General features: G+C 64.2%; 9 protein-coding genes. 8 read left to right on the top strand and 1 reads right to left on the bottom strand.

Features of this window, described 5'->3' with window-relative positions:
• The first annotated feature begins 16 nt into the window (after positions 1–16).
• The 5 genes from SR858_RS10860 (at position 17) to SR858_RS10840 (ending at position 6,568) form a co-directional block, all read left to right on the top strand.
• The gene (locus SR858_RS10860; RefSeq protein ID WP_019920808.1) at positions 17–1,894 is read left to right on the top strand and encodes an ABC transporter transmembrane domain-containing protein; all 1,878 of its coding nucleotides are present in this window, start codon (positions 17–19) and stop codon (positions 1,892–1,894) included.
• 43 nt (positions 1,895–1,937) lie between these two features.
• Positions 1,938–3,026 carry a threonine aldolase family protein gene (locus SR858_RS10855; RefSeq protein ID WP_019920807.1) on the top strand — a complete coding sequence of 363 codons (1,089 nt, stop codon included), beginning with the start codon at positions 1,938–1,940 and terminating at the stop codon, positions 3,024–3,026.
• A gap of 80 nt (positions 3,027–3,106) precedes the next feature.
• On the top strand, positions 3,107–4,630 hold the full coding sequence (locus tag SR858_RS10850; protein ID WP_040377658.1) for a DEAD/DEAH box helicase: 1,524 nt from the start codon (positions 3,107–3,109) through the stop codon (positions 4,628–4,630).
• Positions 4,631–4,880: 250 nt separating this feature from the next.
• On the top strand, positions 4,881–5,852 hold the full coding sequence (locus SR858_RS10845) for a thymidylate synthase (RefSeq protein ID WP_019920805.1): 972 nt from the start codon (positions 4,881–4,883) through the stop codon (positions 5,850–5,852).
• Entirely contained in the window at positions 5,849–6,568 is a 720-nt protein-coding gene (locus SR858_RS10840; protein WP_019920804.1) for an alpha/beta fold hydrolase, read from the top strand. The genes SR858_RS10845 and SR858_RS10840 overlap by 4 nt, the downstream gene beginning before the upstream one ends.
• Before the next feature lie 72 nt (positions 6,569–6,640).
• On the opposite strand, the gene SR858_RS10835 is transcribed toward SR858_RS10840, so the two are convergent.
• On the bottom strand, positions 6,641–9,532 hold the full coding sequence (locus tag SR858_RS10835; protein WP_040377542.1) for an insulinase family protein: 2,892 nt from the start codon (positions 9,530–9,532) through the stop codon (positions 6,641–6,643).
• A gap of 194 nt (positions 9,533–9,726) precedes the next feature.
• On the opposite strand from SR858_RS10835, the gene SR858_RS10830 reads away from it, so the two are divergent.
• From SR858_RS10830 to SR858_RS10820, 3 genes are all read left to right on the top strand, one after another.
• Positions 9,727–10,212 carry a dihydrofolate reductase gene (locus SR858_RS10830; protein ID WP_019920802.1) on the top strand — a complete coding sequence of 162 codons (486 nt, stop codon included), beginning with the start codon at positions 9,727–9,729 and terminating at the stop codon, positions 10,210–10,212.
• A 228-nt stretch (positions 10,213–10,440) separates the two neighbouring features.
• The gene (locus SR858_RS10825) at positions 10,441–12,693 is read left to right on the top strand and encodes an arginine/lysine/ornithine decarboxylase (RefSeq protein ID WP_019920801.1); all 2,253 of its coding nucleotides are present in this window, start codon (positions 10,441–10,443) and stop codon (positions 12,691–12,693) included.
• A 135-nt stretch (positions 12,694–12,828) separates the two neighbouring features.
• Positions 12,829–13,020, top strand: a complete 192-nt coding sequence (locus SR858_RS10820; protein WP_019920800.1) for a YqaE/Pmp3 family membrane protein — start codon at positions 12,829–12,831, stop codon at positions 13,018–13,020.
• Positions 13,021–13,054: the final 34 nt, after the last annotated feature.

Raw genomic sequence — 13,054 nt, 5'->3', positions numbered from 1 at the left:
CCAGATAAGCCACACGATGACCAATAGCACCACCGCCAGCACTGGCAACAGCAAGCCCGCCCCCGCGCAGTCCACCGCGCCCTCCACCGCGCGCATCGCCGAAAAAGGCAGCATTGCCACCCTGCGCGGCCTGCTGCCGTTCCTGGCGCCATACAAACGGCAGTTCGTCATGGCCGGCCTGGCGCTGCTGGTCGCCGCCGCTGCCACACTGGCCATTCCCGCCGCTTTCAAGCAGATGATCGACCTCGGTTTCGGCAGCGCCGCCAGCGTGCCGGGCGCAGTCGGTGACAAGAGCATCAAGCACGTGGACTTGGTGTTCCTGGCGCTGTTCGGCCTGGCCACGGTGCTGGCGCTGGCCACGGCCGCGCGTTTTTATACCGTGTCGTGGCTCGGCGAACGCGTCACCACCGACATCCGCGACGCCGTCTACAGCCACGTCGTCAAGCAAAGCCCCGAGTTTTTCGAAACCACGCAAACCGGCGAAGTCCTCTCGCGCATCACCACCGACACCACGCTGATCCAGGCCGTGGTGGGCACCAGCATCTCGATGGCGCTGCGTAACTCGCTGCTGTTCATCGGCGGCCTGGTGATGCTGTTCGTGACCAGCCCCAAGCTCTCGGCCATCATCATCGGCCTGCTGGTGCTCACCGTCCTGCCGATCATCATTTTCGGCCGCCGCGTGCGCAAGCTCTCGCGCGATTCGCAGGACCGGGTGGCCGACGCCTCCGCCATGGCCGGCGAAATCCTCAACGCCATGCCCACGGTACAGGCCTTTACCCACGAAAAGATCGAATCGAACCGCTTCAGCGCATCGGTGGAAGGCGCGTTCCAGACCGCCATGCGCCGCATTCGCGCGCGCGCCATGCTGACCATGATCGCCATCGTGCTGGTGTTCGGCGCCATCGTGTTCGTGCTGTGGCTCGGCGCCCACGCGGTGATCAACGGCGAAATGACGGGCGGCGACCTGGGCCAGTTCATCCTGTACGCATCGATCGTGGCCGGCGCCATCGGCGCGCTGTCGGAAGTGATGGGCGAAGCGCAGCGCGCAGCCGGCGCCACCGAGCGCCTGCTGGAACTGATGGCGGTCAAGTCGGCCATCGAGGCGCCCGTCAAACCTTTGGCGCTGCCGCCGCGCGCGGCCAATGGCGCGTCGCTGAGCCTCGAGGACGTGACTTTCCTGTATCCGTCGCGCCCCGAATCGGCAGCGTTGACCAGCCTCTCGCTCGACATCAAGCCCGGTGAAACCGTGGCGGTGGTCGGCCCATCGGGCGCTGGCAAGACCACGCTGTTCCAGCTGTTCCTGCGCTTTTACGATCCGCAGCACGGCGCCATCAAGCTCGATGGCGTGGACATCCGCCAGCTCGACCTGCACACGCTGCGCGGCGCCATCGGCATCGTCCCGCAAGACACGGTGATCTTCTCGGCCAACGCCATGGAAAACATCCGCTACGGCCGGGCCGACGCCACCGACGACGAGGTGATTGCCGCCGCCCGCATGGCTGCCGCCCACGAATTCATCGAACGCCTGCCGCAGGGCTACCAGTCATTCCTGGGCGAGCGTGGCGTGCGCCTGTCCGGCGGCCAGCGCCAGCGCATCGCGATTGCCCGCGCGCTGCTGAAAAACCCGCCGCTGCTGCTGCTCGACGAAGCCACCAGCGCGCTGGATGCGGAGTCGGAACGCCTGGTGCAAAGCGCGCTGGAAGCAGCCATGGTCGGCCGCACCACCGTGATCATCGCCCACCGCCTGGCCACCGTGCAGCGCGCCGACCGCATCATCGTCATGGAAGATGGCAAGATCGTCGAAACCGGCACCCACGCGTCGCTGGTGGCGCTGGGCGGCATCTACGCCAACCTGGCCGCGCTGCAGTTTCACAACGTTCACACGGTCCACTGATCCGGTATCATGCGGGGATTGCCCGATCTCGAAGGGGAACCCCTTGAACGACACGGAACTGCGCCAGACCTGCCACACCCTGCTGCCCGGCCACCGCCAACCGACGCCGGCGCAGCTGTTCGCCGCCATGTCCGAGTGGTGCAATGCCAACGACGTCACCCATGATATTTACGGCTGCGGGCCGCTGATCCAGGAGTTCGAAGCCAAGGTGGCGCGCTTGCTGGGCTTCGAGTCGGCGCTGTTCTGCATCACCGGCACCATGGCGCAGGCGACCGCGCTGCGCCTGGCGTGCATGGAGCGCGGCAGCCGGCTGGTGGCGCTGCACCCCACCGCCCACATCCTCAGGCACGAGCGCGGCAATCACCAGTTGTTCGACCACTTCCAGGCGCTGCAGATCGGCGACCCGCACCGGCCATGGTCGGTGGAAGACCTGCAAGGCATCCCCGACAAGCTGGGCGCGGCCTTGCTGGAATTGCCGATGCGCGAAATCGGCGGCCAGTGCCCGTCTTGGGACGAACTGGCCGCCATCAAGGACTACTGCCGCGATCAAGGCATCCACCTGCACATGGATGGCGCCCGGCTGTGGGAAACGGCAGCCGCCTACGGCCGCGACGTGGCGCAGATTGCCGCCGGTTTCAACACCGTCTATGTGTCGCTGTACAAGGGCATCGGCGGCATGGCCGGCGCCATGCTGGCAGGCGACGCCGCCTTCATCGACCGCGCCCGCGAATGGTTCCGACGCCAGGGTGGCAATGTCTATCAACGCACGCCGTACGTGGTGGCCGCCGCCATGCAGTTCGACGCCCGCCTGGCCGCCATGCCCGATTACTTCCGCCGCACCGAGTGGCTGTACCAGCAGTTGCGCAAGTACCCGCTGCTGGTGCCCAATCCGGGGCGCCCGCACGCCAACATGCTGCACCTGCATTTGCCGGTAGCGCGCGACCATGCGCTCGACATCCGCAACCGCATCGCCGGCCAGCACGGCGTGTGGCTGTTCAACGGCGCCCAGCACGCAGCGCTGGCCGGTCGCTGCTACGTCGAGCTGTACGTGGGCGACAACCTGCTGTACCTGCCGGATGCGCGGGCGCACGAGATTCTCGGACTGTGGTCCGATGCGCTGGCCGATCAATAAGGCAGCTTTTCATCTTTTTTCGCGTAATGGGGCCTGACCGGCTACACTGCGAGCTGTTGAACGACATCACCGCACATACCATGACTTTCCAAGCACTGGGCCTGATCGCCCCCCTCCTGCAAACGCTGGACACCCTGGGCTACAAGCAGCCGACGCCGGTCCAGAAGCAGGCGATTCCCGCCGTGCTGGCGGGCCGCGACCTGATGGCCGCCGCCCAAACCGGCACCGGCAAGACCGCCGGCTTCGCCCTGCCCATCCTGCAACGCCTGACTCTGGAAGGCGAAAACGCGCCCACGGCCGTACGCTGCCTGGTGCTGGCCCCTACCCGCGAACTGGCCGAACAGGTGTTCGAGAGCTTCCGCAGCTACGGCGGCAACCTGCCGCTGCGCGCGGCTGTCGCCTACGGCGGCGTGCCGATCGAGCCGCAGATCGCCAAGCTGCGCAAGGGGCTCGATGTGCTGGTGGCCACGCCCGGCCGCCTGATCGACTTGCTCGACCAGGGCGCGGTGAGCTTCAAGCAGCTGCAAACGCTGGTGCTCGACGAAGCGGACCGCATGCTTGACCTGGGGTTCGAGCGCGACCTCGACATCCTGCTGGCGGCGCTGCCAAAACAGCGCCAGACCTTGCTGTTCTCGGCCACGTTCTCGGACGAGATCCGCAAGCTGACCAAGGGCCTGCTCAAAGACCCGGTCACCGTGCAGGTCGAGGCCAGCAATTCGATCACCAAGTCGGTACGTCAATGGCTGATCCCGACCGACAAGCGCAGGAAGCCCGACCTGCTGCTGCACCTGCTGGCCAAATTCGGCTGGCGCCAGGTGCTGGTGTTCGTCAAAACCCGCAAGGGCGCCGAGCTGCTGGTCAAAACCCTGCACGACCACGGCATCACGGCCGACACCATCCACGGCGACAAGACCCAGCCGGCGCGCCTGAAAGCCCTGGCCCGCTTCAAAAAGGCCGAAGTGCAGCTGCTGGTGGCCACCGACGTTGCCGCGCGCGGGCTCGATATCGAGGCGCTGCCGCAGGTGGTCAATTTCGACCTGCCCTCGGTGGCGGAAGATTACATCCACCGCATCGGCCGCACCGGCCGCGCGGGCCTCGAAGGCGAAGCGATCTCGCTGGTGTGCGCTGACGAGGCAGACATGCTGAAAGCCATCGAAACCATGACACGCCAGGTGATCGCGCGCTTCGAGGAGCCGGGCTTCGAGGCTGATCACCGCGTGCCGGAGACGGCGCCTGCCGCTGCGGCGGCAGCAGCGGCTAAAAAAGCTGCTGCGGCGGCGCCGGGCAAGAAGAAGCGGCCGTTTACCGGGCCGGCGGGTGGCAAGTCGGCGGCGCGTGCGCTTTCAGCGGCTCCTTCGCCTGCGGCTGGTCGCGGCGGCAAGGCGACGGCATCGGCCGGCGGCGCCAAAGCAGCGGCGCGCTCGCCGTCCGGCCCGGTCTCGGGCGGCGGCAAACCCGCGTCCCGGTCGCTGACAAAGGCTGCTGCGCCTAAGGGCGCGGTCGTGGTCACCGGAGGACGTGGCGCCAAATCGCTGGCGCGCGCTGCCGGCAAGGTCACGGCACAGGCAGGAAACCGCAAGCCGAAGGCCGGCCCCCGCTCCTGATAAAATAGCGGGTTTGGGGCTGGCGACACAGGCACAGTACCGTTGTCCGCCGGTCTGTCATTGCGCTCAGGCGGACCGCCGCGCATGCAGGAATCCAAAGGCCCGTTGATCTGCGCCGCCTAAATTCGCAGCCAATATTTGCAAACTCTGCATGGATTCCCGCGTGCGCGGGAATGACGGACTTTCGCGTAACAACTGATCTTGATGCCGCCTCGCTCCCCGCAACAAACGCACCAAGTTGGAGATCTGAATGAAGCAATACCTGGACCTGATCCAAACCATCCTCGACACCGGCAGCTGGCAGGACAACCGCACCGGCATCCGCACGCTCAGCGTTCCCGGCGCCATGATGCGCTTCGACCTGCGAGAGGGTTTTCCGGCCGTGACCACCAAGCGCCTGGCCTTCAAGTCCGTGATCGGTGAGCTGTGCGCCTTCATGCGCGCTTCGCGCAACGCGGCCGAGTTCCGCGCGCTGGGCTGCAAGGTCTGGGATCAGAATGCCAACGAAAACCGGCAATGGCTCGATAATCCTTACCGCCTCGGTGAAGACGACCTCGGGCCCGTGTATGGCGTGCAGTGGCGCCAGTGGCCCGGCTTCAAGCTGCTGGACGTGGACCAGCACGCGCAAATCGCCGACGCCCAGAAGAACGGCTTCCGCCTGATCTCGCAGTTCGACGACAACGGCGCGACCAAGGTGCTGCTGCATAAGTCGATCGACCAACTGCGCGAGTGCCTCGACACCATCGTCAACAACCCGGGCAGCCGCCGCATCCTGTTCCACGGCTGGAACCCGGCGGTGCTCGATGCGGTCGCCCTGCCCGCGTGCCACTTGCTGTACCAGTTCATCCCGAATCCGACCACGCGCGAGCTGTCGATGTGCCTGTACGTGCGCTCGAACGACCTGGGACTGGGTACACCGTTCAACCTGGCCGAAGGGGCCGCGCTGATGCACCTGGTGGGCCGTCTCACCGGCTACACGCCGCGCTGGTTCAGCTACTTCATCGGCGATGCGCACATCTACGAGAACCACATGGACATGGTCAAGGAACAGCTCACCCGCACGCCGTTCGCCGCGCCGCAGCTGCGCATTTCGGACCGCGTGCCGGACTTCGCCAGGACCGGCAAGTACGAGCCGGAATGGCTGGAAAAAATCGAACCGTCCGACTTCTCGCTCGAAGGTTACCAACACCATGCGCCGATCACTGCGCCCATGGCGGTATGACGGACCGGAACATTCGTCTCGACCTGATCCCCGGCACCCTGTGCGACGAGCGCATGTGGTCGCGCGTGGCGCCGCTGCTGGACGGTTTCGACCTGCACCACGTGCCGCTGCACAAGGCGCGCACGCGTGAGCAGATGCGCGAGCTGATTGCCGCGCACAGCGCCCCGAAAACCAACCTGGTGGGATTTTCGCTGGGCGCCTACCTGGCCGTCGAATACGCAGTGGCGCACCCAGAGCGCATCGAGACGCTGGTCCTGATCGCCAACTCCTGCAAGGGGTTGCTGCCGACGGAAGCGGAAGCGCGCAAGCGCATCGTGGGCATGCTGGAAAAGAATGCCTATTCTGGCATGACGCGGCATCGACTGCGCGAATTGCTCGCTCCTGCCCACCTGGAAGATACGTCGATCACTGGCGTAATCCAGGACATGGCTGTCGATCTGGGCAAGGAAGTGCTGCTAGCGCAGTTCACCACCACCATCGACCGTGTCGATTACATGGACCGGCTGCGCGAGTTGCCATTCCCGGTGCTGATCGTGGGTGCCGAGGGCGACCAATTAGCCGACGCTGATGATTTGCGCGCGATGGCGGCGCTGCTGCCGAATGCGCGGTTGCACATGATAGCCGAAGATGCAGAGGAACCCAGCGGGCATATGGTGCCGCTGGAGGCGCCGGTAACGCTGGCGGCGCAGATGCGGGAGTTTTTACCGCTAGCCTGAAAGCCGTCATCCCCGCGTACGCGAGGATGACGGCGCATGGGTCGGTGGCCCGACTCACGCGCCATTCGCTAGCTAGGCTTTTTTGGCCAGGCCCAGCAAGTCAACCACCTGCAACCCCGCCACATCCTTGGTCGTATCACCGACAAACGCCGCGCGGCTAGGTTCGCCGTTCTTGAGCCAGGTACGCACGGCAGTGCGGATCTGGTCCATGCTGCACGTGAGCACCTCGGTGCGGAAGCGCTGGCGCAGGGCCTGGTCGATGCCACGGCGTTTCAAGCCCCAGGCGTGCAGCACCTGGTCGTACGGCGAATTCGGCTTGTCCATGCCCTTGATCACGCAGATGATCGCCTCTTCCAGCATCTCCTGCGAGAACTCGCCGGTGAGCAGGTCGTCGATGGCCGTGTCGAAGTCGGCATAGGTTTCGCCCAGGCGCGGATCGCGGTACGACGCCATCAGGAAAGTGCCGGTGCCGCCGTTGTAGCCGGCGTTGCCGCCGTAGGCGCCGCCTTTTTCGCGCAGCGCCACGTGCAGCAGCTGGTTGGTCATCAGTTCGGCGGCGACTGCCAACGCGGCGGCGCCATCTTCCTGCATCATCGGCGCGCGGTACGACACCACGCAGTGGTTGATCTGGCTGACCGCGTGCAGGCCGGCGTTTTCCAGCGCGATGGCCTCCAGCTTGGGCGCCACGGCGGGTACGGCTGCTTGCGAGGCCGGCAGCTTGAGCAGGCGGCCCAGCGCTTCGCCGTCGTTACCGGCGCCGGCAGCAAGCACGGTTGGCGTGATGGCGATCACACGCTGGTGCAGCGCGTTCAGGCGACCGGCGATGTGCGCCAGGCCTTCCGGCGTTTTGCTCAGTTCCAGCAGCTCACCCTGGAATGCCAGGCTGGCGGCGCCGCTGACGATATCCTCGAAGCGGCGCAGCACGGACAATGGCGCAGCGGCAGTGAGCATGGCGTAGCGGTTGCCCGACTGCGCCAGGCCGTTCAGGCGGTCCTGTACCTGGCTGTCGATCAGGAACGCCAGGCGTTCATGCTCGTCGAAGCGGGCTTCGGCCAGGCTGCGCGACACCAGTTGCGCGATGTTCGCGTGTTCTTCGCGCAGGCCGCTGGCGGAGAACCACAGTTCCATGCTCAGGTGGCCGCCCGGGTGCTGGGTGGCGTCGAAATTGAGGTCGTACGACGGCGCCATGCGCTGGCGCCAGGCATCGGCGTCTTCATAGTCCATGTCGCCAACGCCCAGTTGCGTGACCAGGTCCACCCACAGGCGCAGCCACGGCCAGTCTTCGACCGCGAAGCCGGAAACGTCGTAGCTGACGCGCAGATACGACAGGCCGTTGGAGGCAATCTCGAACGGCAGCACGATGGCGTCGCCGGCATCGGCCAATGGCGCCGGCAGCGGCAACGCAGCGCGCGGCTCGGCGCTGACGTCGCTTGGGCGGATGCGCGGCAGCACGTCGGAGTTCGATGGCAGCTGCTGGTGCGCTTCGAGTTGAGCGGATTCCTGTTCGATGCGGGCACGCTCGGCGTCGGTCAGGGCGCGGGTGCGCTCTTCCAGGCGCGCTTCCTCGACCGCGTCGCGCTTCTTGAAGTAGTCGGCGTCGGGCACCACGCGGGTGGTGAGGCGGGTAGGATTGTCGAGCAGCTTGCGCACCAGGCCCTTGAAGTACGCCGGATCCGCGATTGCCTGTTCCAGCTTGACCAGGTGCTCTTCATTGTCGAAAGCGAGGAACACGTCGCCGTCGCGCATCGAGATCGGCAGCGCGTTCAGCAGGCGCGACAGCGCGTTGGGCATGCGGCCCGAGGCGGTGTCGCGCTGGCTGTAGCGCACGTCGCGCAGGGCCGCCTGCAGCGACTCGGTCGGCACGCCCTCTTCCGCTGCGCGCTCCAGCGCGGCCCAGATGCGGGCGCGCGCTTCGTCGATCTGCGGTTCGGTCAGGCCTTCCATGCCGAGGTGGAAAATCATCTGGCGCGGGCCGTTGTCCTGGCCATTGAGGGCGGACGGACGGCCAAAGCCGGCCGATTCCATCGCCTTCATGACCGGCGACGACGAGTCGCCCAACAGGCCCGACGACAGCAGGTAGGTATTGAAGAACACGTCGATGTCGGACGATTCGCCCATCAGCCACGTGAGCTGCACACCATGTTCGTCGGGCTTGGCCGTTTGCGACGGGATGCGCACTTCGTTCGACTTCGGTTCGGTCCAGGCGGCGGCCAGTTCGGGCAGCATGCGCGGCGCACTCGATGCCGGCAGCTTGGACAGCACTTTTTCCTCGATCTGCTGCTGCACTTCCACCGCGCTGATATCGCCGGCGGTCATGAACACGGCTTGCGACGGGTGGTAATGGCTGGCGTGGAAGTCCTTGAGCATCTGGTGCGTCAGTTCCGGAATGACCAGCGGATCGCCGCCCGATTCGACTTCGTACGTGGTACCTGCCAGCAGCGTGTGCTCGATGCCGCTGTACAGCGCCCGGATCGGGTCGTTGAAAGCGCCCTTCATCTCGTTGAACACCACGCCCTGGTAACCGAGCTTGCCGTCCTTGAGGACGTAGCGCCAGCCTTCCTGCAGGAAGTTCAGGTAGTCGAGGTTGGGGAAGAACGTGGCGTCGAGGTACACGTCGAGCAGATTGTAGAAATCCTTGCTGTCGGTGCTCGAGAACGGATAGACGGTGCGGTCGGCGTAGGTGAACGCGTTCATGAACGTGGCCGTGGACCGGCGCATCATCGAGAAGAACGGGTCGCGCACCGGGTAGCGCTGCGAGCCGCACAGCGACAGGTGCTCCAGGATGTGGGCACGGCCGTCGCTGACATCGGGCACGGTGGGGAACGCCACGACGAACACCTTTTCCGCCTGGTCGCTGGCGAGGTGGATGTGGCGCGCACCGGTGCGCGGTGAAATGTATTCTTCTACGGTGGCTTGCAGCGAAGGAATCACGCGGCTACCAATTTTTTCAAAAGTCGTCGTCATAGGCACTCGGTTGGGCTTTTCGTTAGGCTAAAAAGCCGGATTTCAGAGGGTGGTACGTATCACACAGTGTAACGCAGATCGGCAATCTCGTCGGACAAGGTGCACGCCCGGGTGCGACTGCCTCGCTGCCGAATGGCCGCACCCGCCGATTTCCGCGATAATGTCGGCTATTCCATCCCAGAACCGGTATTTTCATGCGTAACCTGACCATCATCGTCGCCACCGACCAGCAGCGCGGCATCGGCATCAACAACACCCTGCCCTGGAAGCTGCCGGAAGACCTGGCGCATTTCAAGCGCCTCACCACCGGCCACCCGATCATCATGGGCCGCAAGACGTTCGAATCGATCGGCCGCCCGCTGCCCAACCGCCGCAATATCGTCGTCACCCGCAACGCGGACTGGCGCCACGACGGCGTCGAGACGGTCGCCTCGCTCAAGGCGGCTGTTGCGCTATTGGATGGTGCAGACGGCTACGTCATTGGCGGCGCCGAGATTTATGCCCAATCGATGGCGCTGGCTACCACCCTGATCGTCACCGAGATCGGCCAGACCTTCGCTTGCGACGCCTTTTTTCCGGAAATCGATGCCGCTGCCTGGCTGGAAACCGCGCGCGCAAGCCATGTCGCGGCCGCATCCGGCCTGCCGTACGCGTTCGTGACGTACAGCCGGCGCGGATAAATACCGCTTGAGCGCATATTTTAACGATGCGTGTAACAATGCGGTCACACCGGTGCGGCATTCTGCCCGGGTTTGGCCGTATTTGGATATGATATTTTTTCCCCGCAGCGGCTGCATTTCTGCGAGAATCCCGTTCTTATTTTTTTCGGCGACGCTGTACTACAGTGGTCGCGCCCAGGGCCGCCCCTTATACAAAGTGTTGGGCGGCTTGCTTTTTTGGAGACATGCATGAAATTTCGTTTCCCCATCGTCATTATCGACGAGGATTTCCGTTCCGAGAACACGTCCGGTTTAGGCATTCGTGCCCTGGCCGATGCGATGGAAAAAGAAGGCATGGAAGTGGTGGGCGTGACCAGCTACGGCGACCTGTCCCAGTTCGCCCAGCAGCAGTCGCGCGCGTCGGCCTTCGTGCTGTCGATCGATGACGAGGAGTTCGGCGCCGGCTCGTTCGAGGAAACCGACGTGGCGCTCAAATCGCTGCGCGCGTTCGTCGAAGAGATCCGCCATAAAAACGCCGACATCCCGATCTACCTGTACGGCGAAACCCGCACTTCGCGCCACATCCCCAACGATATCCTGCGCGAGCTGCATGGCTTCATCCACATGTTCGAGGACACGCCGGAATTCGTGGCGCGCCACATTATCCGCGAAGCCAAGTCCTACCTCGACGGCCTGGCGCCGCCGTTCTTCCGCGCGCTGGTGGAATACGCCAACGATGGTTCGTACTCGTGGCACTGCCCCGGCCACTCGGGCGGCGTGGCATTCCTCAAATCCCCGATCGGCCAGATGTTCCACCAGTTCTTCGGCGAGAACATGCTGCGCGCCGACGTCTGCAACGCCGTCGAAGAACTGGGCCAGCTGCTCGATCACACCGGTCCTGTCGCAAAATCCGAGCGCAATGCCGCGCGCATCTTCAACGCCGACCATTGCTACTTCGTGACCAACGGTACGTCCACGTCGAACAAGATGGTGTGGCACTCCACCGTGGCGCCGGGCGACATCGTGGTCGTCGATCGTAACTGCCACAAGTCGATCCTGCACTCGATCATCATGTGCGGCGCCATTCCCGTGTTCCTGATGCCTACCCGGAATCACCTGGGCATCATCGGCCCGATCCCGCTGGCCGAATTCTCGATGGAGAGCATCCGCCGCAAGATCGAAGCCAACCCGTTCGCGCGCGAAGCCGTCAACAAGAAGCCGCGCATCCTGACCATCACGCAATCGACCTACGACGGGGTGGTGTACAACGTCGAAACGCTGCGCGAACTGCTCGACGGCCAGATCGACACCCTGCACTTCGACGAAGCCTGGCTGCCGCACGCCACCTTCCACGATTTTTACAAGGACATGCACGCGATCGGCAAGGACCGTCCGCGCGCCAAGGAGTCGATGATCTTCTCGACCCAATCGACCCACAAGCTGCTCGCGGGCCTGTCGCAGGCTTCGCAAGTACTGGTGCGTGAATCGGAGTCGGTCAAGCTCGACCGCGACGCCTTCAACGAGGCGTACCTGATGCACACGTCCACGTCGCCGCAGTACTCGATCATCGCTTCGTGCGACGTCGCGGCTGCCATGATGGAAGCGCCGGGCGGCACCGCGCTGGTGGAAGAATCGATCCTGGAAGCGCTGGACTTCCGCCGCGCCATGAAGAAGATCGACGCCGAGTGGGGCAAAGACTGGTGGTTCAAGGTATGGGGCCCGCAGGAGTTTGCCGAAGAAGGCATCGGCTCGCGCGAAGACTGGGTGATCAAGGCGGAAGACGACTGGCACGGCTTCGGCGACCTGGCGCCCAACTTCAATATGCTCGACCCGATCAAGGCCACCATCGTCAACCCGGGCCTGTCGCTCGACGGCCAGTTCGCCGACAGCGGCATTCCGGCGTCGATCGTCACCAAGTACCTGGCCGAACACGGCGTGATCATCGAGAAGTGCGGCCTGTATTCGTTCTTCATCATGTTCACCATCGGCATTACCAAAGGCCGCTGGAACACGCTGCTGACGGCGCTGCAGCAGTTCAAGGACGACTACGACAAGAACCAGCCTATGTGGCGCATCCTGCCAGAGTTCGCGGCGGCCAACCCGACCTACGAGTCGATGGGCCTGCGCGACCTGTGCCAGCAGATCCACGACTTCTACAAGGCCTACGACGTGGCGCGCCTCACCACCGAGATGTACTTGTCGGACATGATCCCGGCCATGAAACCGTCGGACGCATTTGCCAAGATGGCCCACCGCGAAATCGAGCGCGTGGCGATCGAAGACCTGGAAGGCCGCATCACGTCGATCCTGCTGACGCCTTACCCACCGGGCATTCCGCTCCTGATCCCGGGCGAGCGTTTCAACAAGACCATCGTCGATTACCTGCGCTTCGCGCGCGATTTCAACGAGCGCTTCCCCGGCTTCGAAACCGATGTGCACGGCCTGGTAAAACGCGAAGTGGACGGCAAGCGTGGTTACTTCGTCGATTGCGTGAAACAGTGATGTAGCGGGCAGTGTTTACTGCCTCACACTGCACAAGAGAGAGCGGCTTCGGCCGCTCTTTTTTTATGCTAAATTGGCTCTACGGACATGTTGTCCGAACGCTCCTGTCGTTCGCAGGCCAAGAGAGATAAACGTATGCGCCTGATCATTGCACTGCTGCTGCCGTGGCTCACCTTTTTCACCATCGGTCGTCCGATGGCGGGCATCATTTGCCTGATCCTGCAAGTCACGGTGATCGGCTGGCTGCCCGCCGCGATCTGGGCCGTGTACGCGCTGAGCCAGTACAAGACCGACCAGAAAATCCGCAACGCCATGGGCGGACGGTAAACAATAAAGGCAGCCTCGGCTGCCTTTATTCCTG

The organism is Duganella zoogloeoides, assembly GCF_034479515.1.
GTDB classification, from domain to species: Bacteria; Pseudomonadota; Gammaproteobacteria; order Burkholderiales; family Burkholderiaceae_D; genus Rugamonas; species Rugamonas zoogloeoides.
Note: the sequence above shows the minus strand (reverse complement) of the source record. Positions and strands in the feature narration are given on the sequence as shown.

Bases quoted from the DNA above. Each gene is read 5' to 3' on its own strand.
- SR858_RS10840 (WP_019920804.1), top strand. From the start codon at position 5,849: ATGACGGACCGGAACATTCGTCTCGACCTGATCCCCGGCACCCTGTGC.
- SR858_RS10820 (WP_019920800.1), top strand. From the start codon at position 12,829: ATGCGCCTGATCATTGCACTGCTGCTGCCGTGGCTCACCTTTTTCACC.
- SR858_RS10860 (WP_019920808.1), top strand. From the start codon at position 17: ATGACCAATAGCACCACCGCCAGCACTGGCAACAGCAAGCCCGCCCCC.
- SR858_RS10845 (WP_019920805.1), top strand. From the start codon at position 4,881: ATGAAGCAATACCTGGACCTGATCCAAACCATCCTCGACACCGGCAGC.
- SR858_RS10850 (WP_040377658.1), top strand. From the start codon at position 3,107: ATGACTTTCCAAGCACTGGGCCTGATCGCCCCCCTCCTGCAAACGCTG.
- SR858_RS10835 (WP_040377542.1), bottom strand. From the start codon at position 9,532: ATGACGACGACTTTTGAAAAAATTGGTAGCCGCGTGATTCCTTCGCTG.
- SR858_RS10830 (WP_019920802.1), top strand. From the start codon at position 9,727: ATGCGTAACCTGACCATCATCGTCGCCACCGACCAGCAGCGCGGCATC.
- SR858_RS10825 (WP_019920801.1), top strand. From the start codon at position 10,441: ATGAAATTTCGTTTCCCCATCGTCATTATCGACGAGGATTTCCGTTCC.